Raw genomic sequence first — 26,988 nt, 5'->3', positions numbered from 1 at the left:
CCCGCCTGCGGTGCGGCCTGCTGCCATGGGGCAGGATGGCAGCCCGTTCCGGATGCGTACACACGCCCGAACGCGGCTTCACGCACGACAAACTGACAGGTGACAAGGTGACGACACACCCACACCCCATACGACGGCCGGCGGCGCCCGTCGCCACTCCCGCGGGCCGGCGCGGCGCACCGGAGGGGGTCCGTTGACCCGGGATCTCGTCCTGCACGACTGGCTCGTCGCCGGGATCGCACTGGCGGCGGGCGCCGCGGCCGGGCTGCTGTTGCGCGCCCTCCTGCGCTGGCTGGGCCGGCACGCCGAGCGGACCCGGTGGCGGGGGGACGACATCATCGTCGACGCGCTGCGCACCATCGCGCCCGGAGCCGCCCTGATCGCGGGCGCGGCCGTGGCCGCCACGACCCTGCCGCTCACCGCACGCGTCTCGGGGTTCGTGAACCAGTCGCTGACCGCGCTGCTCATCCTCATCGCCACGCTCAGCGCGGCGCGGGTCGTCGCGGGCCTCGTCCAGTCCGTCGCGGCATCGCGCACCGGCGTGGCCGCGTCGGCGTCCATCTTCGTGAACATCACGCGGATCGTGGTCCTCGTGATGGGCGTTCTCGTCGCCCTGGAAACCCTCGGCGTGTCCATCGCGCCGCTGGTCACCGCCCTCGGAGTGGGTGGTCTGGCGGTGGCCCTGGCCCTCCAGGACACCCTCGCCAACCTCTTCGCCGGCGTGCACATCCTCGCCTCGAAGACCGTGCAGCCCGGTGACTACATCCGGCTCACCAGCGGTGAGGAGGGCTACGTCGTCGACATCAACTGGCGCAACACCGTGGTCCGCAACCTGTCGAACAACCTGGTCATCATCCCCAACGGCCGTCTCGCCCGGACCAACATGACCAACTTCACCCAGCCGGAGGCCCAGTTCTCGATCCTGGTCCAGGTGGGTGTGGGCTACGAGAGCGATCTGGAGCACGTCGAGCGGGTGACCCTCGACGTGGTCGGCCAGGTGATGGCGCACGTGGACGGCGCGGACCCCGCGCACGAAGGGGCCGTCCGCTTCCACACGTTCGCGGACTCCCGGATCAACTTCACGGTGATCCTCGGCGTCGGCGAGTTCAGCGACCAGTACCGGATCAAGCACGAGTTCATCAAGCGCCTGCACGAGCGGTTCCGGGCGGAGGGCATCTCGATCCCCGCTCCGACGCGTACGGTCGCGCTCCACCGGGACGAGGTGCAGGCGCCGGCGGCACCGCACCCGCCGGTCCCGCACCAGCGCGAGGCGCCGCCGTCGATGCTCGCGGACAGCGGCCGGTAGACCGCGGACCCCGCACCCCGCACCCCGCCCCCTCGCGTGCACGTCGGCCGGCGCGCACGCGAGGGTGCGCACGCGAAGGGGCGACGGCGGCCCGGGTGCGGAATCCGTATGCGGTACGTCAAGACCTCACCACGGCGGGTGCCTCCTCCCCCCGCCGTGGGCAGGCTGCACGTGGCGACAGCCGATCGGCCATCTGGTTCCGGTCACATCCGGTGGGAGGCATCACATGCCCGGGTACCGACTCCACGACCGTGCGGCGCTGTTCGGGGCCCTGGTGGTGCCCCTCCTCGTGGCACTCGCGCTCGTCCCCTTGCGCACCTGGCTCTCCCCGGCGAACGAGGCCCTTGTCCTGGTCGTCGCCGTGGTCGTGATCGCCGCCTCCGGCACCCGGGCCGCCGCGGCCCTGGCCGCGCTCTCCGCGGCCATCTGGTTCGGCCTCTTCCTCCTCGCCCGGCCCTACGAGCGGTTCACCATCGCCGACCGGGACGAGCTCCAGACGGCCGTCCTCCTGCTGGCCGTCGGGCTGATCGTCTCGCAACTGGCCGTCCGTGCCCGCAGGCTGGAGGCGGTCGTGGTCACCGGCGCCGCACACCTGTCCAGCCTCCAGGGCACCGCTCGGCTGACCGAGCGGGGCGGCTCACCGGACGCGGTGGTCGAGTTCGTCCGCCGGGAGCTCATCGGTCTGCTGGGTCTGCGCGGCTGCCGCTTCGAGTACGGGACCCTGATCGGGCGCCGACCGAGGCTGGAGCACGACGGCGGCCTGTGGCTGCGCCGCGGCGACGAGGTCACCGGGTACGCCGACTGGCCGGACGGCGAGACCGAGCTGCGGGTCGTCGGGGGCGGCCACTACTACGGCCGTTTCCTCCTCGATCCCCCTCCCGGTCGCCGCCTGCCGCCCGAGGACGCCCGCTCGGTGGCGGTCGCGCTGGCCGCGCTGGCGGGTGCAGCGCTGGACACGGCCGGGGTGTCCCACCGCAGCTGAACCGCCCTCAGGACGGCGGGCGGCGGGAACGGTGGGAGCGGTGGACGCGGGCGAGGACGAGCACGGTGTCGTCGGTCGGCGGGTCGGGCAGCAGGCTTCCGAGGATGCTGTCCGCCATCTCCTCCAACGGCCGCCCGTCTCCTCCCAGTTCGGCGCGCAACGCGTCCAGGCCGATCTCGATGTCCCGACCCCGCGCCTCGATGAGGCCGTCGGTGTACAGGGCGAGGGTCGAGTGCTCGGGCAGTTCGATCTCGGTCGTCCGGAACGCGCAGCCGCCCACGCCGAGCGGGACCCCCAGCACCTCGTCCACGGTCTGCACCGTGCCGTCCGGCCGGAGCACCAGGGGCGGGGGGTGGCCCGCGCTGGCGATACGGGCCCGCCCGTCGCGCGGGTCGTAGACGATGTACAGGCAGGTCGCCAGCTCGATGCCGGCCTCCTGGGCGCACGCGTCGAGTTCGGTGAGCAGGTCGGCGGGCTCGCTGACGTGGCCGGCCAGCGCGTTGGCGGTGATGCGCAGGCGCCCCATCGCGGCGGCCGCCGACACCCCGTGCCCCATCACGTCGCCCACGACGAGGACGACCCGGCCGTCGGGCAGGTCGATCACGTCGTACCAGTCGCCGCCGACCTCGGTGATCCGGCTGCCGGGCACGTACCGGTGGGCCACGTCCACGTACGGGGTGGCCGCGAGCGCGCTGGGCAGCAGGGCTCGCTGCAGGGTGAGGGCGATGTCCTGGACCCGGCTGAAGAGGCGGGCGTTGTCCAGGCAGATCGCGGCGCGCGAGGCGAGCTCGCCGGCCAGGCTGACGTCCTCCGGACTGAAGGGCGGCCGGGCGGCGGACCGGCCGAAGATGGCGATCCCCTGGACGGTGCCCCTGGCGATGAGCGGGGCGACGAGGATGCAGGCCACCCCGCTCTCGGCCATGAGCCGGGCGCGGGACTCGATGACGACGGTGCGGGCCAGGAACTGCTCGTCCACGACGGCCGAGATGGCACGACCGGTGCTCAGCATGTCGTGGATGACGGAGCCGGGCGGGTAGCGCACCTTCTCCACCCCGCTCACGAGTTCGACGGCCGGCGCGGGCAGGGTCGTCCCGGAGGCGATCCGGCGGGTGATCAGCGGTCGCGCCGGGTCGAAGTCCTCCGACTCGTCCATCCACTCGACGACCTCGACCACGGCGCCGTCGCAGAAGTCCGGCATCGACGCGTCGACCAGTTCCTGGGCGGTGAGGTTCACGTCCAGGGTGGTCCCGATCCGGGTGGAGGCCCCGTCCAGGAGCGCCAGCCGGCGGCGGCTGGCGGTGGCCTCCAGGATGGCCCGCTCCCGGTCCGTCACGTCCACCATCAGACCGCCGACCCCCGGGCGCGTGCCCACCGCCCGGCTCAGCGGGAAGAAGCTCACGGACCGCACCTGGTCGCGGTCGGGATGCCCCCGGGGGCGCACCCCGACCAGCGTCCCCACGACGGGCGCCCCGCCCCGGGCGACGGCACGGAGCATCCGCTCGTACTCGCCACCGTCGGACATGATCATGATTTCGTCCATGCGCCGCCCGAGATGACCCTCGATCGGCACGCCGTCCATGTCGGCGAGCGCCTGGTTGAGGTGGATGTACCGCAGGTCCTGGTCGATCATGACCAGGCCGATGGGGCAGGTCTCGAACAGGGCGTCGAGGAAGGCGAGGTTGGTCTTGACCCGGTCGAGTTCGTCGCTGCGGCTCGACAGGACCATCACCACCGAGGGGCCGGACCCGGTCACGGAGAAGGACCGGAAGCCGCAGTCGAAGGCCGTGCCGTCCCGGTGCCGTGCCGTCAGCCGGCCCCGCCAGTAGCCCTGCGTACGGCCTTGTTCCGTCAGCCGGGCGCACGATGCGGACGTGCCGCGGGTGGCGTCGGCGAAGAGGACGGCACCGGGCCGGGTGAGGACGGCGCCGGGTTCGTACCCGAAGAGGTCACGGGCGCCGGGCCCCCAGAAGCAGACGCGGTCGTGTTCGTCGATGCCGAGGACGGCCACGGGCACGCGCTCCAGCAGCGACCCCGGCTCGGCCCAGATCGGGCCGTGGGTCTCCTCGCCCCCCGGCCGGGCCGATGGCACGAGACGCCCCCTTCCGCACGCCGTCCTCTCCACATCATCATGCGGACACGCCGTGCGGGCACGCCGGGCGTCGCGCGGCGGCCCGGGACGAGCGCCGTGCGGGGGGGCGCTCGTCATCGCGGGCGGGACACCGAAGGGAGATCGATCGGCATTCACCAGGCAAATGGCGCGATCTCCGCGTCATATGCCCACGCCCATGACCGGTTCACCTCTTGGATGATCCACCGTAACGACACGGGGTGGGTCGGCCCGGTTCCGTGCCCTGCACCAGGTGCCGTCCCGGGCCGCTCCTGGTTGACTGGCCGTGGCCACCACCCTCCGGACCGCTTGGCGGCTCTCGCGGCCACGGAGGGACCCGGTGCCGGAAGCCCCTGCGCGCCGACAGCGGTGTTCGGCGCGCAGGGCTTCGCCGGCCGGCCGGCCCGTCGGCCGCACCCGTACATCGTGGCGCTGAGACGGGCCGCTTTTTCGACACCCCGGCACCTGCCGGGCCCGCCCGGCTCCAGCATGATCGAAGCTCTGCGCCGGAGCGGCGGCTCACACGCCCCGCTCCGCTCCGCTTTCCTTCGATCCCGGGAGTCCGGTCCTATGTCCGACATCAGCGTGCGTTCCGTGCGGGCCGGCGATTTCGCCCAGTGGCGCGCCCTCTACCGCGGCTACGCCGACTTCTACGGGGTGGAGCAGACCGAGGAGGCGGCCGCCACGGTCTGGTCTTGGGTGACCGACCCCGGCCACGAGGTCAGCGCCCTGGTGGCCGAGGACACCGAGGGGCGGCTGCTGGGCCTCGCCCACTACCGCCCGTTCGCGCGCCCGCTCTCCGCGACGGTCGGCTGCTTCCTCGACGACCTGTTCGTGGCCCCGCAGCACCGCGGTTCGGGCGCCGCCGACCTGCTGCTCGGCGCACTGCGCGAGCTCGCGGCCGAGCGCGGCTGGAGCGTGGTCCGCTGGATCACCGCCGACGACAACCACCGGGCCCGGTCCAAGTACGACCGGGTCGCCACGCGCACCATGTGGGTCACCTACGACATGACCCCCCTGAGCCCCTGACGGTACGGCGCCAGGACCCTCACGTCGGATGTGACGCGGCGGGCCTTGCCCTACTGACGTTCCTCGCGGAGAGCAAGCGCGCCGGGTGGCCGAGCGCAACCACGGCGACATCGCCCTCACCCAGCAGCGGACGGATGCGGTCCAGCACCGCGTCCGTGCGTCGCCGCCCTGGGCGGCGCGCGGTCAGGCGGGAAGGTCCATCAGGAGCAGGGGGGCCGTGGTGGGTTGCGTGGATCCTCCGGCGGGTTCGACGGTGAGGCCGATCGCGGCGGCGTCGGCGGCGTCGCCGTCGACGAGGACGGTGCCGTCCTGCTGGATGAAGCCGGCCGGGCGCATGGTGCCGTCGTGGTCCAGCCACAGCTGGTAGGTGGTGCCGGGGACGGGCGCCGGCAGTCCGCCGGCCGTGAAGACGGCCTTGTTGCGCAGGGCCGAGGAGACGACGGTGGCGGAGGCTCCGTTGCTGGTGCGGCCGTGGGCCGCGCGGGCGTCGGGAGCGGCCAGGACCGTGCTGACGTCGTCGAGGCGCTGCTCGATCTGCCGGGCCTGCTGTTCGTAGTGGCGGCTCTCCTGGCTCTGCCAGGCGGCCAGGCCCGCGAACAGGGCCGCGGCGGCCACGCTCGCGGCCACGGCGAACCGGCCGGCCTTGCGGCGCAGCGTGCCGCGCAGCGGGACCGGGGAGAGGGTGGTGGAGCTTCGGGGCGGGAGTTGGCGCACCCCGTCGACGGCCGCCAGGGTCCGCTGCTTCATGGCGGCGGGGGGTTGCCGGGCCACGGCGGCGGCCAGCCGGGCTGCGGTGGCCTGGAACTCGGCCACTTCCAGGCGGCAGTCCTCGCACCGGGAGAGGTGGTCGGTGAACGGCTCGCGTTCGCCGGGGTCCAGGGCGTTCAGGGCGTAGGCGGCGGTGAGGGCGTGGCTGTCGGACCGGTGCCGGTTCATGTGGTCACCCCCATGCAGTCGCGGAGCCGGATCAGTCCGTCGCGCATGCGCGTCTTGACGGTGGGAAGCGGCGCGTGGAGGACTTCGGCGACCTCGCGGTAGGTCAGGCCCTGGTAGTAGGCCATGGTCACCACCTGGCGCTGGAGTTCGGTGAGGCCGCCCAGGCAGCGGCGGACCTGTTCGCTGTCCAGGCGGGTCTCGACCTGTTCGGCGACCTCGTCGAAGGCCGTCCGGTGTTCGCGGGCGGCCTGCGCGCGTTCGCGGTCGGCGGACGCCTGGGCGGAGCGGACCCGGTCCACGGCCCGCCGGTGGGCGATGGTCGCCGCCCAGGTGGTGACGCTGCCGGAGTCGGGCCGGTAGCGGGCGGCCTGCCGCCACAGGTCGATCATGACCTCCTGGGCGACCTCCTCGGACTGGGCCCGGTCGCGTACGACTTTGAGCGCGATCCCGAAGATCAGGGGGGCGAGGGCGTCGTACAGGACGGAGAACGCCTCTTTGTCGCCGTGGGCGACCTGCCGCATGACCTCGGGGAGGCCGGTGCGGTCGGTGGGGCCATCGGTGGGGTCGGGACCGAAGGGGCTCGGCTGATTCACGGTGCGGGCTCCGGCCGTGGGGACCAGACGCAGGGTCGGCCGGTGGCGTCCGGCCGGGGGCGGGGTGTCCATCGCATGGTGGTCCTTGTCCGGAGAGCAGCGGCCGGACCGCCGCGCAGGGCGGTGTCGGCCACAGGTCCAGGGGATGGGTCTGATGGTTCTTCGTAGCGGAGGTGCCCGCGGATGGGAGGGCGTTCACGCTCCGGGACGGCGCGCGGTTCCCTCGTTCGAGGGAACCGTCCGGTCAGCCGTCCCGCCAGGTGATCACTGCGATGACCTGCTTGCCGCGCGGTGAGCGGCTGACGAAGAGGTCCGCGCCGAGCGCCCGGACGATCTGCAGCCCTCGCCCCCGGGTGGCGTCGGTCCCGTGGCCGTCGCCCCGCTGCGGCAGGGAAAGCGAGCCGTCGCTGACGCAGATGCCCGCCCGGCCCCGGTCCAGGCTGATCGTGAGCGCGTACGGGGGCATGGCGTGCCGGACCGCGTTGGTGGCGAGCTCGGACGCGATCAGCAGAATGTCGCAGGCGGTCTCCTGTGGGCAGCGCACGGGGTGCAGGGCCAGGGTGCGCGCGGCGCTGCGGCGGGCTTCCCCGGCGGCCTGCGGTCCTGAGGGGAGTGGGTGGTGCACGGTCCTCGGCCGCGCCGGGGGTGCGATTGCGGTGTCCATGACGGTTCCTCGCTGTGCGAGCGGCCCCGGTGGATCCGGGCCGGACCAGGGGCCGGGAACGGACGGGGTTCCGGGGCGGTGACCCCGGAACCCCTTTGTGCCAGGTCGGCGCTACGGCGCTACGGTGCTGTGGCGCTACGGTGCCGTGGCGCTACGGGCTACCACTTGCTGTGGCAGTTCCAGTGGCCGGGCACCCAGTGCTTCGAGTGGCCCTTGTCCCACCAGCCGTCGTGCCAGTTGCCGTGGTGGTCGCGGTGGCCCTGGTGCCAGGTGCCGTGGTGCCACTTGGATTCCCAGTGGCCCTTCACCCAGGTGCACCGGTCATGGCGGTCCCACCGGTTGTGGCGGTCGTGGCGGTCATGGCGGTGGTCACGATCGCGGTCTCGGTCTCGGTCACTGGTGAGCGTCGAGCTCACCGTGGCGGACGTCGCCGGGGCGGCGTTCGCGGTGCCGGAGAGGCCCAGCAGCGACCCGCCGGCCAGCAGCCCGGCGGACGCGGCTCCGACGATCAGGCGCCGTGTGCGCAGCGAACCGGTCATCGCACTCACCTCCTTCCCTTCCTCGGACGGTCGGTTCAGCGGCCCCTTCGACCTCAGGAGCCTCATCAGGGATTCGCCACGAACGGGATGAGGGATTGGAAAATCCTCATCACCGGACAAAAGCCATCGACGCGAAAGCGGTAATCAGCTACCGACGAATACAGCATCTGCTAGGTGAATTCCTGAGATTCGCCATATCTGCCGCCTTATCTGACTGATACATTCCGCAGGCGCAATCCGCACACCCCATCCCGTCACGACTGTCCACCGACCTGGTCGGACGCCGTGCCGAGCACCTCGGTCAGACCGAAGTCCCGAGAACCACAACGGATGCGTCGGAGGCCGTGCGGCCATGGCCGCCTCCAGCCGAGATCCACCTCCGAAGGGGAAATTCTGATGCGAAAGATGCTTCTGCGGCGCCCGGCCGCGGGAAAGGCGCTGGTCGTGAGCGCCCTGCTGGCCCTGGCCGTACCGGGAATCGCGTACGCCAACACGGTCGGTGTGACCGTGAAGACCCCGGGCGCCACCATGGGGCCCGGCTCCGCCTTCTCCGAGATATCCACCAACGCCGCCTGTAGCAGCGGCCTGATCTCCGGTGGCGGGATCGCCCAGGCCATCGGCACCGGCACCTCGTCGAACGGCAACAAGATCAACGGCACCTCGCCGAGCCCCGACGGCAGCACCGAGTACACCGGCTCCACCGGCGTCGTCGGGACCGACGTGGCCTACTGGCTCGGCATCGGCGGCAGCGGCGGCGCGGTGAACGCCTCCTTCTCCAGCACGCCGTACGCCATGTGCTTCACCAGCAGCCTGATCAACCACACCCAGGTGGTCATGAACAAGATCGCCGGACCCACCACCAGCGGGACGGTGGGCCTGGTCACCGCGAGCTGCCCGGCCAACACCCGCCTGATCGGCGGCGGCGCCCGCATCACCCCGGCGAGCGTCGGCAGCCTCAAGCCCATCGCGAGCTTCCCCACCTTCAACGACTCCGCCCACGGCTTCGGCCAGAAGGCCGCGGCCGACGGCGAGAACAACCCCGACTCCTGGACCGCGGTCGGCTGGAACGGAGGCGGCGGCAACAGCAACAACACCACGTACGCCTACGCGATCTGCAGCGGCAACAACATCGACATCAGCGGTGCCACCGTCAAGGTCCGCCACAGCGAGGTGAGCGGCCCGACCGCGGCCACCAGCGGCCAGACGGTCACGGTCGGCTGCGGCGGCAACGACGGAAAGCTGATCGGCGGAGGCGCCGCGATCAGCGGTGGCAGCGTCACGACCACCAACTTCACCGGACCCGGGTCGGTCGGCGACCACCTCAACGGCAGCTACCCGAGCAACTCCGGCGGCACCCCGGTCGGTGACGGAACCACCACCGCCGCCTACTGGACGGCCGTCACCCACACCGGCGGAGTCAGCTCGCCGGGCACCTACTCCGACGCCTGGGCACTGTGCGCCGACGACGGCGTCTGAGTCACCGACAGCTGCCCGTCCCCTCCCACGTACTCTCGTTTGGACTCTCATTGAGCATTTTCAGATCCAGGACAGCAGTGGCGGCCGGCGTGACCGGCCTGCTGGCGGCCCTACTGGCGGCCGTGCCCGCGACCGCGGACCCGGCCGGGGCGCCGTCGCCCTGCGGCACGGGCGGCACCTTCACCGCCTCGCCTCCCACCTGCACCTACACGGCGGTCGGTACGGACACCTTCGCCGTACCCGAGGGCGTGAACGCGGTCACCATCGACGTGTTCGGAGCCGAGGGCGGCAGCGCGGCCGGCTTCGTCACCCCCAACCCCCCGAACGAGGGGGCGCCCGGCGGACTCGGCGGCGAGACCCGCGCGGCCCTCGCCGTGAGCGCGGGCCAGAACCTTCAGATCACGGTGGGCGGGGCGGGCAGCTCCGGCAGTTCGCGGCGCGGCGAGTACGCCCGGCCAGGCGGCACCGGCCACGGGGCCGGCGGCGGCGGTGCGCACGGCGGGGGCGGCTCCGGCGGCGGCGCCACCGATGTGCGCACCGGTGCCTTCGGACCGGCCGACCGGATCCTCGTCGCCGGCGGCGGCGGGGGCGCGGGCAACGGCGGGCCCCTGCTGCGCGGCGGCCACGGCGGCGGCCCGGCCGGTGAGGCCGGCGGCCACGGCGGCGGTCCGGAAGGATCCGGTATCGGGGGCGGTGGCGCGACCCGGACCGAGCACGGGACCGGCAGCCGCACCTCCCCCCTCGGCGGCCCCGGCATACCCGGAGGCGACGTCGACCCCAACACCGGGCAGCCCAACCCGGGCAGCGGCGGCCCCGGCGGCAACGGCGCACGCGGCGGCAACGGCGGCGGAGGCGGTGGCGGCGGCTACTTCGGCGGAGGCGGCGGTTCCGGCGGCGGGAACCCGGACAACCTGTACGGGGCCGGCGGCGGGGGCGGCAGCGGCTTCGCGGCTCCCGCGGCCACCGACGTCGCCCTCCTGCCGGGGGTGAACCGCGGCAACGGCAAGGCGGTCGTCTCGTTCCGGTACGGGACCTCGCTCTCGGTGGCCGCGGACACCGCCGCACCACTGTTCGGGCATCCCGTGACCCTCACCGCGACCGCCACCGCGGCGAATCCGGCCGCGGGCACGGCGGGCGGGACGGTCACCTTCTTCGACGGGACGGCTCCGCTGGCGACCGTACCGCTCGACGGCGGGCAGGCCCGGCTGCGCACCACCGCGTTCCGGCCCGGCGCCCACGCGATCACCGCGACGTACGGCGGGGACGCGAGCCACACGCCGGGCGCGACGGCCGGGCCGTCCGCCGTCACGGTCGGTTTCAGCCTGCCGTGCATCACGACGGCACGCGTCGGCGCCCTGACGGTGGCCGCCGGCCAGGCGCTCTGCATCGCCTCGGGAGGCAGCCAGACGGGCCCGGTCAAGGTGGCTCCGGGCGGATCCCTGGCGATCACGGACGCCCGCGTCACCGGGCCCGTGTCCGCCGAAGGCGCCCTGGCCCTCGCCCTCTGCGGCTCGCGCCTCACCGGCCCCGTCTCCGTGACGGACAGCGCCGGCTACGTCCTGGCCGGCTCGGACGACGCGTCGACCGCCTGCGGCGGCAACACCTTCCAGGGTCCGCTGACCTTCGAGGGCAACACCGGTGGCCTCCAGGCCTCCGCCAACACGGTCACCGGACCGGTACGGATCGACCGCAACAGCGGGAGCGGACCGCTGCCCGGCGCGGACGTCCCGGCGTTCCGTGCCAACCGGGTCACCGGACCGCTGCGTTGCGAGGGCAACGCACCGGAGCTGGTGCAGACGGGCACCCTCGTCCAGGGGCCCCGCTCGGGCCAGTGCCGCCCGGCTCCGTAGCCGGACCCACTCCGTGGCCGCGACCGGGCTCGCGGCCACGGCCGGCCACGGCGGGCGGTGACCGCGGGCGGTGACGGCGCGCGCTGACGGACAGGCACCCGGGACGATCGGTCCCGGGTGCCTCGCCGTTCGCGGCCGGAGCGGCACCGCCTATGCTGCGGGCGTGCCGTCGTACTCCGTGGGCCTCGCCGCCCAACTGCTGCGCGTGAGCCCCGAAACCGTCCGCCGGTGGACCGGGACGGGCCGGCTGCCGGCCGACCGCGCCCCGGACGGTTCCCACGCCGTCGACGGCGTGGTCCTCGCCGCCTTCGCCAAGGAACGCGCCGCCGGAATGCACCCGTTGCCGCCGGGCACCGCGCTGACCTCCGTACGGAACTCCTTCGCCGGAATCGTCACCGCCGTACGGCTCGACGCCGTGGCGGCCCGGGTGGAGATCCAGTCGGGGCCGCACCACGTGGTGTCCGTGGTGACCAGGGAGTCGGTCGAGCAGCTCGGCATCATGGTCGGCTCGACCGTCACGGCCCGGGTGAAGTCCACCGAGGTCCACATCGCGTTACCGTAGGCCCGGCGCGCCGCAGCGCAGCGCCGCGTACAGGTCCAACTTGTGGTCGAGGCGCGAGAGGTCACGGCCCGTCAGGACCTCCACCCGCTCGATCCGGTAGTGCACCGTGTTCACGTGCAGGTGGAGCGCTTCCGCCGTGCGGGCCCAGGAGCAGTTGTGGGCCAGGAAGACCTCCAGGGTCTCCCGCAGCATCCCGTCCCCGAGCGCTCCCAGGATCCGCGCCCCGTACACCGACCGCACCTCCGGCGGGATCCCCGCCATCAGCTCGCCGAGGGTGTCCAACTGCTCGACCCCGCGCACCGGGACCGCCTCGTCCGCCGAGGTCAGCGCGAACCGGGCCTGGCTGAGGGAGGCCCGCAGCCCCTCCAGGCCCTCGGCCCGCGTGCCGAGGCCCAGCCGGAGCTCCGTCTGCGGTCCCCCGCACTGCCGGAGCATCGGCCACACCGCGCGCAGCGCGCCGGCCGCGTCGGTCGCGGCGGCCGGGTCCTCGTACAGCACCGCCACCGAACGCCCCACGGCGTACGTGGCGTTCTCCAGATGGCGCAGGCCCTCCGCCAGGGCGTCGCCCGAGGTCGCCGCCAGGACCCGGTACGCCCCTCCCACGGGCAGCCCGGCGCCCGCGAGCGCCTCCTCCAGGGCTCCGGTGTCGGCCGGGGCGGGGCCCTCGACCGTCCCTTCCAGCACACCGATCAGCTCCTGCCCGGCCAGCCGCTCCGCGGCGAGCCGGCGGGTCTGCCCGCTCCGGCTCTGGGCGAGCACCTCGGCGATCTCGTGGAGCACCCGCGGGGGCGCCGCGTCCGGTTCGGGCACGTGCAGCTGCCAGGCGTCGTACGGGGAGCTCTCGGTCTCGATGCGCAGCCAGACCCCGCCGCGCGCGGAGGCGGCCGACGCCTGCCGGGCGGGCAGCTCGGGGGCCGACGGCGTACGCGCCACCGTGCGGCCGCTGGCGGTGAGCAGGTAGCAGGACACCCGGCCGAGGTGCGCGCACGCCCGGTCCAGGAGTTCGTCCGGGCCGGCCCCCGCCTCCACGAGCCGGCTCAGCTCGCCGCGCACGTTCTCGGGCAGCGCGAAGAGCCGGGTCGGGCGGCGGCTCAGGTCGCCCCACTGGCGCAGGTACACGGCCTCGGTCACCGCCCGGAAGCTGGTGCGTGCGGGGACGGCCACGAGCGGCACCCGGTGGCTGCGGCAGGCGGCGACGACTTCGTCGGGGACCCTGCCGTGGGTCTCCTCCCCGGCCAGCAGCGCCGTGGCTCCGGCGTCGGCGAGCGCCCCGACGAAGCGGTCCGCCTTGGTCACGTCCCCCTCGGCCCACCACACCAGCCCGCTCAGCACGAGCTCCCCCGGCCCCAGGAAGCGGCCGGGCTCCTCCAGGTCGGTGGCGGTGACGCCGGCGACCTCCTGGCCGAGAAGGGCTTCCTCGCCCCAGAGCAGGCTGAGACCGAGGCTGTCGAGCTGGAGCAGGTCGAGGACGTGCATGGCGGGGGCTCCTTGCGGCAGGCGGACGCCCACATTCGCGAGGTGAACAGAGGCTCAGCCATCGTAAATGCCAGGAGAAGCACTCGGTATGCCTCTTGGTTGATTATCCAGGAGGGAGGGTTTCGGGCCCGTCCGATTCCGTGGCCGGGACCAGTCGTTTCACCCCCGCCTCCGTTGCTTCACTGGCTGAAACCCCCCGGGTGAAACCCCTGCGTGACACCCCGTGGGTGAGACCCCTGGGTGAAACCCCCTGTCAGGCCGGAAAGGCTGGTGGCGCGAATTGGATCTCAACACGGTGCTCGACGTGCGCGACGCCCGCCGCCGTGAACCCTGGCGTCCCGGCGACGCCTGGCTCGGCGGCGGCACGTACCTCTTCTCCGAGCCCCAGCCGCACATCCGCCGCCTCGTCGACCTCTCCCGCATGGGCTGGCCGCCCCTGTCCTGGCAGCCCGACGGCTCCCTCGACATCGCCGCGACCTGCACGATCACCGAGCTCTCGCGGTTCGCCCGGACCCTGCCGACCACGGCCGCCCCGCTCTTCGAGCAGTGCTGCCGGGCCTTCCTCGCCAGCTTCAAGATCTGGAACATGGCGACCGTCGGCGGGAACCTCTGCAACGGCCTGCCCGCCGGCCCGATGGTCTCCCTGACCGCCGGTCTCGACGGCACCGTCTTCCTCCAGGGTCAGGACGGCGCCACCCGCCGGATGGCCGTCACCGAGTTCATCCTCGGCGCCGGCGTGAAGAACCTGCGGGAGGGCGAGCTGCTGCGCTCCGTGCGCCTGCCCCCGAACGCGCTGGCCTCCCGTACGGCCTTCCGCCAGGCGTCCCTCTACGGACTCGGGCGCTCCGGCGCGCTGGTCATCGGCGCCTGCGACCCCGCCGACGGCTCCCTCGCCGTGACGGTCTCCGCCGCCACCACCCGCCCCTTCCGCTTCTGGTTCGCGCTGCCGCCCACGGCCGCCGAACTGCGCGCGGCGATCGACGGCACCGTCCGGCCCGACGAGTGGTACGACGACATCCACGGGCTGCCCGCATGGCGGCGCCACATGGCCCTGCGCCTGGCCGAGGAGATCCGCCGCGAGCTCACCACCGAGGACCACCGATGACGTACGAGATCGAGATCAACAAGCGGCGTTTCGACACCGAGCCGCGGCCCGGCCAGTGCCTGCGCACCTACCTGCGCGAACGCGGCTGGTTCGGTGTGAAGAAGGGCTGCGACCAAGGCGACTGCGGGGCCTGCACGGTCCACGTCGACGGGCAGCCGGTGCACAGCTGTCTCTACCCGGCCGTCCGCGCCGAGGGCCGTTCCGTCACCACCGTGGAGGGTCTGGCCTGCTCCGGCGGCGAGCTCCACCCGGCGCAGCAGCAGTTCCTGGACGCCCAGGGCTTCCAGTGCGGCTTCTGCACCGCCGGTTTCCTGATGACCACCGCCGCCCTCCAGGCCGAGGAGGGCACCGCCCACGACGACGGCAAGCTCCAGGACCTCCCGCGCGCCTTCAAGGGCAACATCTGCCGCTGTACGGGCTACCGGGCCATCGAGGACGCCGTGCGCGGGGTCAGGCACACCGAGGCCCCGGAGCCCGGGCAGGCCGTGGGCAGGTCCCTGGGCGCCCCCGCCGGCCCCCTCGTCGTCACCGGCGCCGCCCGCTACACCTTCGACGTCGAGGTGCCGGGGCTGCTGCACATGAAGCTGCTGCGCTCCCCGCACCCGCACGCCCGCATCGTCGACATCGACACCAGGGACGCCCTCCAGGTCCCGGGCGTCCACGCGGTCCTCACCCACCACGACGCCCCCGACCGGCTGTACTCGTCCGCCCGCCACGAGCACCCGACCGAGGATCCCATGGACACCCGCGTCCTGGACGACGTGGTGCGCTTCGTCGGCCAGCGCGTGGCGGCCGTCGTCGCCGACAGCGAGCAGGCCGCCGAGGAGGGCTGCCGCCGGGTGGTCGTCACGTACGAGGAACTCCCGTACGTCATCGACCCGGAGGAGGCCATGCTGCCGGGTGCCCCCGTCCTCCACCCCAAGGGGCCCGAATCGGGGATCTTCCGCGCCGAGAACAACGTGTGCGGCGAGGTCCACAACACGCTCGGCGACATGGAGAAGGGGTACGCGGAGGCGGACGTCGTCTGCGAGGAAACGTTCCAGACCCAGCGCGTGCAGCACGCCAGCCTGGAGACCCACGGCAGCGTCGCGTACTTCGAACCGAAGGAGGAGGGCGACGGTGAGCGCATCACCGTCCGCTCCTCCACCCAGGCGCCGTTCCTGACCCGGCGGGCGCTGTGCGCCCTCTACGACCTGAACGAGGACGAGGTCCGCGTCGTCGCGGGCCGCGTGGGCGGCGGGTTCGGCGGCAAGCAGGAGATGCTGACCGAGGACATCGTGGTCCTCGCCGCCCTGAAGCTGCGCCGACCGGTGAAACTCGAATTCACCCGGGCCGAGCAGTTCTACGGGGCCACCACCCGACACCCCTTCAAGATCACCATCAAGATCGGGGCCAAGGCCGACGGCACTCTCACCGCCCTGCGCATCCGCGTGGTCTCCAACACCGGCGCCTACGGAAACCACGGCCCGGCGGTCATGTTCCACAGCGTGGGCGAGTCCTTCGCCGTCTACAAGGCGCCGAACAAGGAGGTGGAGGCGTACTCCGTCTACACCAACGGTGTCCCGGCCGGCGCCTTCCGCGGTTACGGCCTGGGCCAGGTCCTCTTCGCCCTCGAATCGGTGATGGACGAGCTCGCCATCCGGCTCGGCATGGACCCGCTCGAACTGCGCGAGAAGAACGTCATAGGCGCCGGCGACCACATGGTCACCCCGATCGGTCACGAGGAGGACCTCTTCATCGCCTCGTACGGGATGAAGCAGTGCATGGACGTGGTGCGCAAGGCCATCGCCGAGGACCGCAGTCACGAGGACGTCCCGGAGGGCTGGCTCACCGGCACGGGAGCGGCGGTCGCCATGATCGCGACCGGCCCGCCGGGCGGCCACTTCGCCGACGCCCGGATCAGTCTGCTGCGCGACGGTACGTACGACATCGCGGTCGGCACCGCGGAGTTCGGCAACGGCACGACCACCGTCCACAAGCAGATCACGGCCGGCGCGCTGAACACGACGGTGGACCGGATCGCGGTCCGCCAGTCGGACACCGACGTCGTCCGCCACGACACCGGCGCGTTCGGCTCGGCCGGCACGGTGGTGGCGGGCAAGGCGGTGATGCTGGCGGCGAACTCGCTCGCGGAGCGCCTGCAGACCTTCGCGGCCCGCCACACGGGCGTGGCCCGGCACCTGTGCAGGCTGGGACCCGAGGCCTTCGACTGCGCGGGCCGGACCGTCACCCTCAAGGAGCTGTACGAGGCCGCGTACGACAAGGGCAAGCTGGAGGAGATGGCCGCGGACGGCCACTGGACCGGCTCCCCCCGTTCGGTGGCCTTCAACGCCCAGTGGTTCCGCCTCGCCGTCGACCCGCACACCGGTGAGATGAAGATCCTGCGCAGTGTGCACGCGGCCGACGCGGGCAAGGTCATGAACCCGATGCAGTGCCGCGGCCAGGTGGAGGGCGGTGTGGCCCAGGCCCTGGGCGCGACCCTCTTCGAGACGGTACGGGTGGACGAGCGCGGGGAGGTGACCACGGCGGCGTTCCGCCGTTACCGGCTCCCTCAGTACGCGGACGTCCCGCGCACGGAGGTCCACTTCATGGAGACCTCGGACGCGATCGGCCCGCTCGGCGCCAAGTCGATGAGTGAGAGCCCCTTCAACCCGGTGGGCCCGGCCTTCGCCAACGCCCTGCGGGACGCGACCGGGGTGCGGTTCACGGAGATGCCGGTGACCAGGGACGTCGTCTGGCAGAAGATGCAAGCCGCAAGGGCGTAGAACGCACTCAGATGCAACTCACATAGTGAGATGAGAGTGGCAGATACGTTTCCCGGGCGAGGGGATCTGGGAATCGGGCTCGTATGGCCAAACTCATGCTGCACGGCGACCTCGACCGCCCGGCCCTGCTCAGCGTCGCCGACCTGCGCGCGTGGGAGCAGCGCCGGGCCAAGGTGGTGTTCGACTGCGCGACGAACGGCCCGCAGCACCACGTCTTCGAGGGCGTGCTGCTGCGTGACGTGGTCGCGAGCGCGGGGCCTGCCTTCGACGCCCGGCGCCGCAAGGACCGGTCGCGCTTCCTGCTGGCGGTCAGCGGCGGGGACGGCCACCACAGCGTCCTCGCCTGGGCCGAACTGGACGCCGACTTCGGCGGCAGTCCGGTGCTGCTGGCCACCCGGCTGGACGGGGAGGACCTGGACGAGTCCGGGGCCCAGCTCGTGGTGCCCTCGGACCGGTGCGGGGCGCGCTATGTCAGTGCGGTCACGCACGTGTGGTTCGGGGCCCTGGCGGCGCCGGGCATCTGAGCCCGGCCGGGACCGTACGAGGCCGGAACCGAACGGACGGTACGAACGATGCCGACGGCACGGACGGTTCAGGCGCCTGCGAGGGAGATCTCGGTCGACTTGATCAGCGCCACGACGGAGGAGCCGGGGACCAGGCCCAGCGCCTGGACACCGTCGGCGGTGACGGCCGCGGTCAGCCCGCCCCCGTTCACGTTGACCTTCACGGCGGCCATGGCCGGACCGACGGCGACCTCGGACACCGTGCCCGTGATCTGGTTCCGGATGGAGATGTTCTCGACCGGGCCGGTGGCCAGAGCCACCTCGGTGGCCTTGACGAGCGCCTTCACCGCGGAGCCCGGGGCGATGCCGAGGTCCTTGACGGCGTCGGCGGTGATGGCCGCGGTGATCTCCTGGCCTCCCTCCAGGCGGACCTTGACCGTCGCCATGGCCTCGCCGACGGTGACGGCGGTGACGGTGCCCGCGAGCTGGTTGCGGATGCTCAGACTCATGAAGGTTCGACCTCTTGCGTAGGCGCCTCGCGCGGTCCGGAGGGGCCGCACGGGACCGACCGTAGGGCCACCCGGTCCGGTCCGCCCTTATCCCCCTCACGCCCGCGCGCCAGAACCACCCGACCGGCTGGCCCGGTGCTTCACTGGGGAACATGCCATTCGACCGCTACGGCGTGCTGGCCGGGACCCTGCACAAGTCCTTCCGCGACACCCCCGACACGGAGGGCGCCTGGTTCCACGTCAACCTCCGGGTCGACGCCCCGGACGGGCGGTACAAGTGCGCCGTCGACGTGGACAGCCACGACTCGGAGACCGGTGTGCAGTGGAAGGTCTTCACCGTGGACGCGGCGGCGCTCGGCCCGGTGGCCGCACTGGCGCCCGGGTTCCACGACCTCGACCGCGTGCCCAGGTCCGGAGCCCTCGACTACCTCCGCCATCCGGCCCTGCGCAGGCTCCAGGAGTGGCCCGGGTGGCTGCCCGGCCCGCTGCGCGACCTCCTCGACCGGCTGCTGAAGTCGTCCCCGCCCTGGACCTCGGGCTCCAACGTCGAAGCCGCCAACGCCTTCGAGCCGATCCTCGCCGTGGGACGGCCGATCCTGGTGTTCGGCGAACCGTTCGACACCGGGCTGGGCGTCCACAACATCCACCAGAACCAGGGCGACGCGTACGGCAGCCAGTGGTGGCCCGAGAACGGCATCTGGCAGGACGGCGCGACCATGACCCGCCGCCCCGACGGCCGTTTCGACGTGTTCCTGAACAAGTTCTCCAGCCAGAAGGACCACACGGACGCCGAGGGCCACCCGATCTGAACACGGCCGGAGTCGGCTCTGGATCCGCCTCCGTCCGGCTCGGCGTTGCGGCCCTCCACGGAATCGGCCCCGGACCACCGGGAACCCCGGGCGCCCCCCATCCGACTACTGCCGCGTGGGAGGCGGATCCTCGCCTTCCCGCGCGGCGGCGGAGGAGGCGTGTGATGGGCGGGCTGGATGTGCGCATGCGGGAGGTCGTGTGCCGGCACGGCCGGGTGGAGGCCGTCTCGGACGTCGATCTGGAGATCGCCGCCGGTGAGCGCGTGGCCCTGACCGGTACCAACGGCTCGGGCAAGACGACGCTGCTGCGCGCCGTCCTCGGTCTGCACCGTCAGACGACGGGCTCGATCCTGGTCGGCGGCCGGGAGGGCCGCTCGCCCGCCGAGTGGGCCTGGCGGCGCCGGGCCTGCGCCTGGATCCCGCAGAAGCCGGCCGCCGGCCGCTTCCCGCTGCTCGGCGCCGAACTGCTGGCCGCCAGCAACGCTCCGGCGGAGGCGGCCGAGGCCGCGGCGCGGCTCGGTGTGGGTCCGCTCGTCGGGCGGCCCCTGCACACCCTCTCCGGCGGCCAGTTGCAGCGCATGTACCTCGCCCGGGCGATCGGATGCATCGCTGCGGGAGCCGAGTTGCTCCTGGCGGACGAGCCGACCGCCGCGCTCGACTTCGACGGGCAGTCGGAGGCCGCGGACGTCCTCACCTCCCTGCCGGTGACCCTCATCGTGGTGACGCACGACCGGGCCCTCGCGGACCGCTGCGACCGCGTGCTGGAGATGGCCGCGGGCCACCTGCGGGAGGTCCGGTGAACCTGGCCACCGCCGACCTCGGCGAACTCCTGCAGCTGCTGCCCGTACAACGGGCGGGCGTGGCCCTGCTGCTGGCCGCGATCGGCCTGCCGGTCGTCGGCGTGGTCATCGTCGGGCTCGACATCATGCCGGTGCGGTTCGCGATGATGCACGTGGCCCTGCTGGGCATCGCCGTCGGACTCCTCACCGGACTCGACCCCATGCTGTGCGCGCTGGTGGCCTGTGCGCTGGCCGGCGCGGGCGTGGCTCCGCTCGCCCGGACCCCGGACGGTCTGTCGGGGGCGATGGGCCTGCTCATGAGCCTGGCCATCGCGGCGGCGCTGCTTCTGCTGGCCGTGTCGGGGGTCAACGCCTCCGGCGCCTTCGCCCTGCTCTGGGGGTCGATCCTGTCGGTCGGGACACCGGATCTCGTCGTCCTCGGCGTACTGGCCGTCGCCGTACCGGGCCTGTTCTGGTGGCGGCGCCGCGAGATCGGCCTCCTCCTCTACGACCGCGAGCTCGCCCAGTGTTCCGGCGTACCGGTACGGGCGCTGACGGCCGCCCTGCTGGTACTGGTCGCCATCGCGGTCGCCGGGGCGATCAAACTGACCGGCGCCCTGCTCGTCGACGCCCTGACCCTGCTGCCCGCACTCGCCGCCCGCCGCCTGGGCAGCTCGCTGAAGTCGATCACCCTCTGGGCGGTCGGCATCGGCGTGGCGGTGAATCTGACGGGGTTCCTGCTGGCCCTGTGGCTGGACTGGCCGCCCGGCCCGGTCCTCGTCCTGACCGCGGGGGCACTGGTCCTCGCGGTGCATTTCATACCCGAACGGAGAATCAGCTCATGGCGCGCACCCGCGTCCGTATCTCTTCCCTCCTCGCACTGAGCGCGGCGCTCGCCCTGACCGCCGCCTGCGGGAACACTCCCTCACCCCAGGACGCGAAGTCCCAGGACGGCACGCAGCCGCAGGCCAAGAAGCCGGTCGTGGTCGTCACGACCACCTGGGAGGGCGCCTTCGCGAAGGCTGCGGGCGCCGAGGACGTCAAGGTCATCGTGCCGCAGTCCGTCCACCACGCCCCGGACTACGACCCCAAGCCGTCGGACCTCGCCGCCGTGGCCAAGGCCGACTTCGTGCTCTACGCGCCGTTCGAGCCGTACGCCGCGAAGATCAAGGAGGCTGCGGGCTCCAAGGCGAAGCTGGTCGAGGTCAACCTCGACAACGATCCCGACAAGGTCAAGGCCGAGGTCGACAAGCTGGGAGCCCTCTTCGGCACGGCGGACGCCGCGACGAAGTGGAAGACCGGCTTCGAGACCGAGTACGCGAAGCTGAACAAGGAGGTCCAGGCCGGGTGGCCCGGCGGCAAGAGCCCCTCGGTCGTCACCCAGGTCTTCACCGCGTGGTCGGCGAAGCTCGCGGGCGCCACCCCGGTGGGCATGTACGGACCCGAGGCCGTGACCCCGGCGCAGCTGGCCGAACTCGCGGCGAAGAAGCCGGAGCTGGTGCTGGACAACGCGCACATGTCCACCGGCACGGTACTGCCCGACTCCGGCGCCAAGCAGGTCAAGATCGTCAACTACCCCGGCGAGGACCTCGACCTCCTGCCGGTCTACCGCAACGCCGCGGCTGAACTGAAGAAGGCCATGGGCGCCTCCTGACCGACTGCCCCGAGCAGCCCCGAGCAGCCCCGCGGGAACCGGCCGGCCAGTGCCGGGGGTACCGACTCGCCACCCCGCGGGGCGCTCCGCCGCACCTCAGCCGTCGGGCCCGCACTCCGAACGGGCCCCGGGGTGCGAGGCCGTACCGCCCGGCGAGCGAGGACTCCTCACCGAGCCGTACCACTGGACGTGCCCGGCGCCGCACCCACCGAAGGCGCTCGCCGGTTCGAGCGGCGGCTGCTCCAGGTGAACTTCCCCGGGTACGACCTCCAGGAACTGACGCGCCGTCTCCATGAGCACGCCGCAGGCCGCTCGGTGGCACCGGCCCCGGCGGATTGGAGCAGCGTAGGGCGGTAGAAGCGACGTGCCGGACCCGGCCGCGGTACGACGGTGACGCGGTCTGCCCGTAGCACAAGGCTCCCCTGCGGGCGGACTTCGTCCGGCCGGCGAGGGCCCGGCGGGCGGTGTGTGCCGCCGGGCCCCGTGCCTCAGCCCGCCTGCGCGAGCGGCGGAGCCGTCGTGGAGGTCGCCGCGAGGCGCTCGCGCAGGGCCGCGCGGTCCGGTTTTCCGGCCGCCGTCAGGGGCAGTTCGGCGATCAGGAGCAGCCGCTCGGGGTGTTTGCTCCGTTCCAGCCCGCGCCGCGTGAGGTGTTCGCCGAGGGAGGCGAGGGTGAGGGGCTGTCCGCCGCGCGGCACCACGCAGGCCGCCAGCCGCTCCCCCATCAGCGGGTCCGGCACTCCGACACAGGCCACGTCCCGGATCTGCGGGTGCGCGGTGAGTTCGCGTTCCACCTCCGCCGGGCTGATGTTGGCGCCGCCGCGGATGACGATGTCCTTGAGGCGGCCCACGATGTGCAGGACGCTGTCGGAGTCGAGGTACCCGAGGTCACCGGTGCGGACCCAGCCGTCGGGCGTACGGTAGCGGGCGTCCAGGTCGGGCGCGCCCACGTAGCACAGCGGGGTCATCGGGCCGCGCGAGATGATCTCGCCGACGGCGCCGTCGGGCAGCGGTTCGTGCGTGTCGGGGTCGGCGATGCGGATCTCGGCGACCCGGGGGTCGGGATGGCCGGCGACGACCCCGGATCCGTCGGTGGGCGGCACCGTGTTGCCCAGTCCGGTGTGACAGTTGACGCCGTCGGCGGAGCCGTAGAGGTTCACCACGGGACAGCCGAAGGCCTCGGCCGCGGCGGCCGCGGTGGTCTCGTCGAGCGGCGCCCCGCCGAGGACCAGTGCGGTGGGCGCGGGCAGCTTCTCGTCCGTCCCGTCGAGACGTTCGAGCATCATGCGGACCATGGTGGGCACGCCGAGGATGTGCGTCGGCCGGTGTTCGCGTACCGCCTCGATGGCCGCTTCCGGGGTGAAGTGGTCGAGCAGGACGAGGGTGCCGCCGTGCCGGGCGAGGGTGACGGCGGTGCCGTTGGACCCGAAGGCGGACGCCAGCGGTACGAGGAACAGGCAGCTCGGCGGGGTGCGGTCCGGGATGAGGGAGGCGAGGAAGTTCCCGCGTCCGCCGGCCAGCGCGTTGTGCGAGTACGCGATCATCTTCGGCTCGGCCTCGGAGCCGGAGGACACGAGGATGCGTGCCGCGCTGTCGGGATCGGGCCGGGCGGGGACGAATCCGCTGGGGTCGGAACGCAGCAGCCCCGACAGCTGAATCGTTCCTTCAGGCGCGGCTCCGGGGCCTGCGGCAATGACGTGGCGCAGGGCCGGGAGCGCCCCGGCGAGCGTGCTCAGATCCGCCGCGTGCCGCAATTCCCGGTGCTCGGTGGCCGCGATGACGGCGACTGCCTCGGCACGGCGCAGCAGGCACTCGGCTTCGAGGACGCCCCGGCCCACCGGGAACGGGAGCGCGATCGCGCCGAGCGCGGCGAGCGCGAGATCGGCGATGACGGCGAAGCGGTTGTTGGGGAGTTGTACGCCGACCACGTCGCCCGGGCCGATCCCGAGTTCCCGCAGACCGGTGGCCAGACATCGCACCTTGCGGTCGAGCGCGGTGTAGCAGAGCTTGCCCTTGGCGTCGAGGACGGCCGTGCGGTGCAGGTCGGCGATCTGGCGTGCCCGGAAGAGGCTGTAGAGGTCGAGGTCGGGGCAGGTCCCGTCGACCACCCAGGAACGGCGGAGTTCGGCGGGCAGCAGGTCGTGCAGTACGAGCCTGTCGGCGGTCATGCGAAGCTCCAGGGGTCGGGGACTGCGGGGGCGCCGTGCGCGTCGCGGCTGATCGAGCCGGCGAAGCGCGGATCGTGGTGCAGGTCGGACAGCTCGGTGGTGACCGCGGTCGCGGTCAGCCCGTGCTCGTGCAGCCGGGCCAGGGCCTCGGCCGTGGACAGGCCGCCCAGGTCGTGGGCGGCCACGGCACCGGCGTCGGCGTCGGCCGGCGCGATCCAGCCGTCCGCCGTCGGCCGCGGGAGCCGGAATCCGGCCGGCCGGCGGGGGTTCTCCCCGCGGGCCGCCCGGCGCAGGGCGGGGGCGGTCAGCGTGTCGGCCGCGCCGAGCAGGGAGGAGTCCACCCGTACGCCGTGGCCGGTGCGCTCGCGCAGCAGCAGCCCGGCGAGGACGGCTTCGGCGCCGAGCAGTCCGCCCAGTACGTCGAGCAGGGTCATCAGCGAGGGCGCCGGGGCCTCGCCCTCGGGGCGGACGGCCTCGCCGACGCCCGTACGGGCCTGGACCATGAAGTCGGTGCCCATGGGGGCGTGCTCGATCCGGTCGGCCCAGCCGCTGGTGTACGCGTAGACGAGCGCGGGATTGACCCGTGCGAGGTCCCCGGAGTCCAGGCCGAGTTCGGCGGCCTTGCCCGGCGCCCAGTTGTGCAGGAAGACGTCGGCTCCGGCCGCCAGCTCCCGCAGCCGCCGGCGGTCGGCCTCCTGCTTGATGTCGATCTCCACGGCCCGCTTGCCCCGGTTGAGGGCGAGCCAGCGCGCCGAGATCCCGGAACAGGCCGGGGGCATGCCGCGCAGCGGGTCGCCGCCCGGCGGTTCGATCCGGATCACGTCGGCGCCGAGGCGCCCGAGCAGATGCGCCGCGAGCGGGGCCTGGATGCGGCGGCCCGCCTCCAGCACGGTCAGCCCGGCCAGGGGGCCGCCGGAGGGTGCCGCGCCGGGCAGCCGGGCCGACCTGGCGGTGAGACGTCCGGTGGCCGACCGTGACAGGGACCAGGGGGCGGCGCCGTCGTGTTCCGCGGCCCGTTCCGCTGCCCGTTCCGCGAGCGGGTGCAGGGCGCACACCTCGGTTCCGTATGCGGCCGCGGCCCGGCGGATCCGCTCCCAGGTGTGGGACCGGGCCGTGAGGTGGAGGGCCGCCGGGAACGGGGCGCAGGCGGTGGCGTAGCGGAACTGGAAGGGCCGCCAGCCGGCCCTCAGGGCCTCCGCGGGCGCCTCCAGGGCCTTCCAGAAGGCCGCCCAGGCGCCCGGATCGAGGGTCTCCAGTTCGAAGAGGACGCCGTCGGCGGAGGTGAACGGAGGTCCTCCGGCGGCGAGTTCGGCGGCCTCGCCCTCGTCGGCTCCGGCGGCGGCCAGGTACTGGGAGACCGCGAGCAGGCCCGCCCGGTCCGCGCTGGTGGTGAGCGCGCGGGCGGCGCCGCCGCGGGCCTGGCCCACGAGGGCCGCGAGCAGCCCCTGTACCGCCAGGACTCCGGTGGCGGTGGCCGCGTAGTCGACGGCGAGGCCGCGCGGGCTGCCGTCGCGCCTGCCGTGTACGGCCATGATGCCGGTCGCGGCCTGCACCGTGGCCTCGTCGGCGAGCCCGCTCAGGGGATCCGCCCAGGTGGCCGTCGCGTGCGCCGGGTCGAAACCGCCGCCCATGAGCGTGGTGCCACCTGGGGTGGCGGTGCCGGCGGACGCATCCCCCTGTGCGGGGCGGTCCGTCCGTGCGCCGAGCAGCCGCAGGTGGTCGGCGATGACGCTCGTGATCTGCGGGGGCCCCGAGGTGTCGAAGCGCAGTGTGTCGAGCGGCCGGACCGTCTGCGTGGTTGCTGGTGACGCCATGCCTCTCCTCTCCTGGCGCGGCGGTGGCCGGCGCCCGGGTCTTGCCGAATCTGGGGAACCCGGGAGCGTCCGCACCCGACCAGTTCCACGGACAGGGAGTCGGTCGGCCGTTCCCGCGAGTTCCCGGGAATGAGGAGGAAAGAAGTGACGGATCCAGGCACGGACCACACCTCGGACGCGCAACAGGTGGCGGGAACGGATGAGTTGAGGGAGCGGATCGACCGCTTCATCGGGACCCGGGTGATCCCACGGGAGGCGGAACTGGACGGCGGCGGGCCCGCGGCGGCCGAAGCGCTGGCCGAACTGCGCCGCCAGGCGCAGGAGGAGGGCCTGTGGGCGCTGCCGCTCCCGGCGGAGCTGGGCGGCGGCGGGCTGGGGTTCCGGGCGTACGCCGCCCTGGCCGAGGCGGAGGGGGCCAGTGACCACGGTCCGGCCGCGCTGGGATCCGCCCCGCTGCTCGACGTGACGATGCTGGCGCGGCACGGGGGGAGCGCGGTCCGCGAGGCATACCTGAAGCCGCTGGTCACCGGGGAGATGCGGGCCTGTTACGCGATGACCGAGCCTGACGTCCCCGGCACCGACCCCTTCCGGACCGGCACCCAGGCCGAGCGCGGGCCGGACGGGAGCTGGCTCGTCACCGGCCGCAAGTGGTTCACCTCCGGGGCCGCGGACGCCGGCCTGGTGACGGTCATGGCCCGCACCGGCGGGAGCGCCGGTGACCGCGAGGGCCTGTCGTTGCTGCTCGTGCCCACCGCGTCGGCCGGCTTCCGCGTCGTACGCGAACTGCCCGTACTCGGTGTGGGCGGCCAGTACGAGATCGAGCTCGACCGGGTCCGGGTCCCGGCCGACCACCTCCTCGGCGAGCCCGGGGACGCGCTCGCCATCGCCGGTGAGCGGCTTCAGCTCGGCCGTACGCTGCGCTGCCTGCGCTGGCTCGGCCAGGCCCGGCGCGCCTTCGACCTCATGTGTGAGCGGGCCGCCACCCGCAGCGGGTCCCGTGGGCCCCTCGCCGACCAGCAGCTGATCCAGAGTCATGTCTTCGACGCCCTGCTCGCCCTGCGCACCACCCGCCCCCTGGTGCACGAGGCGGTGGCACTGATCGCCGCCGGGCGGGACGCGCGTACGGAGGTGGGGCTCGCCAAGGTCGCCGCCGCGCGCATGCTCCAGCAGGTCGCGGACTCCGCCATCCAGGTCCACGGCGCCGCCGGGCTCGGTCCGGACACACCACTGCCCGGGCTCCTGCGCACCGGCCGGGCCGCCCGCATCCTCGACGGGCCGGACGAGCTGCACATCACCTCCGTGGCCCGCCGGGTCCTGCGCGGCTACGCTCGGGACGGCGGCCAATACACCTAGGGCGTGTCTCAA

General features: G+C 73.2%; 23 protein-coding genes. 14 read left to right on the top strand and 9 right to left on the bottom strand.

What is annotated here, in order from left to right; translation table 11 throughout:
- Window positions 1-193 precede the first annotated feature (193 nt).
- Window positions 194-1,306 (top strand): mechanosensitive ion channel family protein, encoded by a 1,113-nt coding sequence (locus tag ACFY0D_RS12945; protein WP_390798380.1) that lies wholly within the window; start codon window positions 194-196, stop codon window positions 1,304-1,306.
- Between the two features lie 226 nt (window positions 1,307-1,532).
- Complete coding sequence (locus tag ACFY0D_RS12940; protein ID WP_390798379.1) at window positions 1,533-2,288, top strand: DUF4118 domain-containing protein; 756 nt, start codon at window positions 1,533-1,535, stop codon at window positions 2,286-2,288.
- A 7-nt stretch (window positions 2,289-2,295) separates the two neighbouring features.
- On the opposite strand, the gene ACFY0D_RS12935 is transcribed toward ACFY0D_RS12940, so the two are convergent.
- Entirely contained in the window at window positions 2,296-4,377 is a 2,082-nt protein-coding gene (locus tag ACFY0D_RS12935; RefSeq protein ID WP_390798378.1) for a SpoIIE family protein phosphatase, read from the bottom strand.
- 588 nt (window positions 4,378-4,965) lie between these two features.
- Here ACFY0D_RS12935 and ACFY0D_RS12930 point away from each other — a divergent pair.
- Window positions 4,966-5,424 carry a GNAT family N-acetyltransferase gene (locus ACFY0D_RS12930; RefSeq protein ID WP_390798377.1) on the top strand — a complete coding sequence of 153 codons (459 nt, stop codon included), beginning with the start codon at window positions 4,966-4,968 and terminating at the stop codon, window positions 5,422-5,424.
- Window positions 5,425-5,607: 183 nt separating this feature from the next.
- Here ACFY0D_RS12930 and ACFY0D_RS12925 read toward each other — a convergent pair whose 3' ends face one another.
- The 4 genes from ACFY0D_RS12925 to ACFY0D_RS12910 form a co-directional block, all read right to left on the bottom strand.
- Window positions 5,608-6,360 (bottom strand): anti-sigma factor domain-containing protein, encoded by a 753-nt coding sequence (locus ACFY0D_RS12925; RefSeq protein WP_390798376.1) that lies wholly within the window; start codon window positions 6,358-6,360, stop codon window positions 5,608-5,610.
- Window positions 6,357-6,953, bottom strand: a complete 597-nt coding sequence (sigK, locus tag ACFY0D_RS12920) for an ECF RNA polymerase sigma factor SigK (protein WP_390798514.1) — start codon at window positions 6,951-6,953, stop codon at window positions 6,357-6,359. Before sigK ends, ACFY0D_RS12925 begins: the two co-directional genes overlap by 4 nt.
- A gap of 244 nt (window positions 6,954-7,197) precedes the next feature.
- Window positions 7,198-7,617 carry an ATP-binding protein gene (locus tag ACFY0D_RS12915; protein WP_390798375.1) on the bottom strand — a complete coding sequence of 140 codons (420 nt, stop codon included), beginning with the start codon at window positions 7,615-7,617 and terminating at the stop codon, window positions 7,198-7,200.
- 158 nt (window positions 7,618-7,775) lie between these two features.
- Complete coding sequence (locus ACFY0D_RS12910; protein WP_390798374.1) at window positions 7,776-8,156, bottom strand: hypothetical protein; 381 nt, start codon at window positions 8,154-8,156, stop codon at window positions 7,776-7,778.
- 396 nt (window positions 8,157-8,552) lie between these two features.
- Between ACFY0D_RS12910 and ACFY0D_RS12905 the strand changes: the two genes are divergently transcribed.
- The 3 genes from ACFY0D_RS12905 to ACFY0D_RS12895 all read left to right on the top strand — a co-directional run bounded on the left by ACFY0D_RS12905 (window position 8,553) and on the right by ACFY0D_RS12895 (window position 12,044).
- Window positions 8,553-9,632, top strand: a complete 1,080-nt coding sequence (locus ACFY0D_RS12905) for a hypothetical protein (protein ID WP_390798373.1) — start codon at window positions 8,553-8,555, stop codon at window positions 9,630-9,632.
- Between the two features lie 50 nt (window positions 9,633-9,682).
- A complete protein-coding gene (locus tag ACFY0D_RS12900; RefSeq protein WP_390798372.1) occupies window positions 9,683-11,482 on the top strand; it encodes an Ig-like domain-containing protein in 1,800 nt (599 codons plus the stop codon).
- Between the two features lie 163 nt (window positions 11,483-11,645).
- Window positions 11,646-12,044 carry a molybdopterin-binding protein gene (locus tag ACFY0D_RS12895; protein WP_390798371.1) on the top strand — a complete coding sequence of 133 codons (399 nt, stop codon included), beginning with the start codon at window positions 11,646-11,648 and terminating at the stop codon, window positions 12,042-12,044.
- On the opposite strand, the gene ACFY0D_RS12890 is transcribed toward ACFY0D_RS12895, so the two are convergent.
- The gene (locus tag ACFY0D_RS12890) at window positions 12,036-13,520 is read right to left on the bottom strand and encodes a PucR family transcriptional regulator (RefSeq protein WP_390798370.1); all 1,485 of its coding nucleotides are present in this window, start codon (window positions 13,518-13,520) and stop codon (window positions 12,036-12,038) included. The genes ACFY0D_RS12895 and ACFY0D_RS12890 overlap by 9 nt on opposite strands.
- A gap of 280 nt (window positions 13,521-13,800) precedes the next feature.
- Between ACFY0D_RS12890 and ACFY0D_RS12885 the strand changes: the two genes are divergently transcribed.
- From ACFY0D_RS12885 to ACFY0D_RS12875, 3 genes are all read left to right on the top strand, one after another.
- Window positions 13,801-14,625 (top strand): FAD binding domain-containing protein, encoded by an 825-nt coding sequence (locus tag ACFY0D_RS12885; protein WP_390798369.1) that lies wholly within the window; start codon window positions 13,801-13,803, stop codon window positions 14,623-14,625.
- Entirely contained in the window at window positions 14,622-17,390 is a 2,769-nt protein-coding gene (locus tag ACFY0D_RS12880; protein ID WP_390798368.1) for a molybdopterin-dependent oxidoreductase, read from the top strand. Before ACFY0D_RS12885 ends, ACFY0D_RS12880 begins: the two co-directional genes overlap by 4 nt.
- A gap of 83 nt (window positions 17,391-17,473) precedes the next feature.
- On the top strand, window positions 17,474-17,914 hold the full coding sequence (locus tag ACFY0D_RS12875) for a molybdopterin-dependent oxidoreductase (RefSeq protein ID WP_390798367.1): 441 nt from the start codon (window positions 17,474-17,476) through the stop codon (window positions 17,912-17,914).
- Between the two features lie 68 nt (window positions 17,915-17,982).
- Here the strand turns inward: ACFY0D_RS12875 and ACFY0D_RS12870 are convergent, their stop codons facing one another.
- Window positions 17,983-18,402, bottom strand: a complete 420-nt coding sequence (locus tag ACFY0D_RS12870) for a molybdopterin-binding protein (RefSeq protein ID WP_390798366.1) — start codon at window positions 18,400-18,402, stop codon at window positions 17,983-17,985.
- A gap of 152 nt (window positions 18,403-18,554) precedes the next feature.
- Between ACFY0D_RS12870 and ACFY0D_RS12865 the strand changes: the two genes are divergently transcribed.
- The 4 genes from ACFY0D_RS12865 to ACFY0D_RS12850 all read left to right on the top strand — a co-directional run bounded on the left by ACFY0D_RS12865 (window position 18,555) and on the right by ACFY0D_RS12850 (window position 21,644).
- Entirely contained in the window at window positions 18,555-19,211 is a 657-nt protein-coding gene (locus ACFY0D_RS12865; protein WP_390798365.1) for a DUF2278 family protein, read from the top strand.
- A gap of 164 nt (window positions 19,212-19,375) precedes the next feature.
- Window positions 19,376-20,011, top strand: coding sequence for an ATP-binding cassette domain-containing protein (locus ACFY0D_RS12860; RefSeq protein WP_390798364.1), 636 nt, complete (start codon window positions 19,376-19,378; stop codon window positions 20,009-20,011).
- The gene (locus ACFY0D_RS12855) at window positions 20,008-20,874 is read left to right on the top strand and encodes a metal ABC transporter permease (protein ID WP_390798363.1); all 867 of its coding nucleotides are present in this window, start codon (window positions 20,008-20,010) and stop codon (window positions 20,872-20,874) included. The genes ACFY0D_RS12860 and ACFY0D_RS12855 overlap by 4 nt, the downstream gene beginning before the upstream one ends.
- Window positions 20,832-21,644, top strand: a complete 813-nt coding sequence (locus tag ACFY0D_RS12850; RefSeq protein WP_390798362.1) for a metal ABC transporter solute-binding protein, Zn/Mn family — start codon at window positions 20,832-20,834, stop codon at window positions 21,642-21,644. The genes ACFY0D_RS12855 and ACFY0D_RS12850 overlap by 43 nt, the downstream gene beginning before the upstream one ends.
- A 488-nt stretch (window positions 21,645-22,132) precedes the next feature.
- On the opposite strand, the gene ACFY0D_RS12845 is transcribed toward ACFY0D_RS12850, so the two are convergent.
- Window positions 22,133-23,809 (bottom strand): class I adenylate-forming enzyme family protein, encoded by a 1,677-nt coding sequence (locus ACFY0D_RS12845; protein ID WP_390798361.1) that lies wholly within the window; start codon window positions 23,807-23,809, stop codon window positions 22,133-22,135.
- On the bottom strand, window positions 23,806-25,623 hold the full coding sequence (locus tag ACFY0D_RS12840; RefSeq protein ID WP_390798360.1) for a CoA transferase: 1,818 nt from the start codon (window positions 25,621-25,623) through the stop codon (window positions 23,806-23,808). Before ACFY0D_RS12840 ends, ACFY0D_RS12845 begins: the two co-directional genes overlap by 4 nt.
- Window positions 25,624-25,767: 144 nt before the next feature.
- On the opposite strand from ACFY0D_RS12840, the gene ACFY0D_RS12835 reads away from it, so the two are divergent.
- Entirely contained in the window at window positions 25,768-26,976 is a 1,209-nt protein-coding gene (locus tag ACFY0D_RS12835; protein ID WP_390798359.1) for an acyl-CoA dehydrogenase family protein, read from the top strand.
- Window positions 26,977-26,988: the final 12 nt, after the last annotated feature.

This window comes from Streptomyces sp. NPDC001502, from assembly GCF_042894785.1.
Taxonomy (GTDB): Bacteria; Actinomycetota; Actinomycetes; order Streptomycetales; family Streptomycetaceae; genus Streptomyces; species Streptomyces kutzneri.
This window is presented reverse-complemented; position numbering and strand designations above follow the sequence as displayed.

Coding starts and splice junctions, on each gene's coding strand:
- ACFY0D_RS12875 (WP_390798367.1), top strand. CDS start 17,474: ATGGCCAAACTCATGCTGCACGGCGACCTCGACCGCCCGGCCCTGCTC.
- ACFY0D_RS12840 (WP_390798360.1), bottom strand. CDS start 25,623: ATGGCGTCACCAGCAACCACGCAGACGGTCCGGCCGCTCGACACACTG.
- ACFY0D_RS12910 (WP_390798374.1), bottom strand. CDS start 8,156: ATGACCGGTTCGCTGCGCACACGGCGCCTGATCGTCGGAGCCGCGTCC.
- ACFY0D_RS12905 (WP_390798373.1), top strand. CDS start 8,553: ATGCGAAAGATGCTTCTGCGGCGCCCGGCCGCGGGAAAGGCGCTGGTC.
- ACFY0D_RS12890 (WP_390798370.1), bottom strand. CDS start 13,520: ATGCACGTCCTCGACCTGCTCCAGCTCGACAGCCTCGGTCTCAGCCTG.
- ACFY0D_RS12940 (WP_390798379.1), top strand. CDS start 1,533: ATGCCCGGGTACCGACTCCACGACCGTGCGGCGCTGTTCGGGGCCCTG.
- ACFY0D_RS12860 (WP_390798364.1), top strand. CDS start 19,376: ATGGGCGGGCTGGATGTGCGCATGCGGGAGGTCGTGTGCCGGCACGGC.
- ACFY0D_RS12870 (WP_390798366.1), bottom strand. CDS start 18,402: ATGAGTCTGAGCATCCGCAACCAGCTCGCGGGCACCGTCACCGCCGTC.
- ACFY0D_RS12930 (WP_390798377.1), top strand. CDS start 4,966: ATGTCCGACATCAGCGTGCGTTCCGTGCGGGCCGGCGATTTCGCCCAG.
- ACFY0D_RS12865 (WP_390798365.1), top strand. CDS start 18,555: ATGCCATTCGACCGCTACGGCGTGCTGGCCGGGACCCTGCACAAGTCC.
- ACFY0D_RS12925 (WP_390798376.1), bottom strand. CDS start 6,360: ATGAACCGGCACCGGTCCGACAGCCACGCCCTCACCGCCGCCTACGCC.
- ACFY0D_RS12850 (WP_390798362.1), top strand. CDS start 20,832: ATGGCGCGCACCCGCGTCCGTATCTCTTCCCTCCTCGCACTGAGCGCG.
- ACFY0D_RS12845 (WP_390798361.1), bottom strand. CDS start 23,809: ATGACCGCCGACAGGCTCGTACTGCACGACCTGCTGCCCGCCGAACTC.
- ACFY0D_RS12880 (WP_390798368.1), top strand. CDS start 14,622: ATGACGTACGAGATCGAGATCAACAAGCGGCGTTTCGACACCGAGCCG.
- ACFY0D_RS12915 (WP_390798375.1), bottom strand. CDS start 7,617: ATGGACACCGCAATCGCACCCCCGGCGCGGCCGAGGACCGTGCACCAC.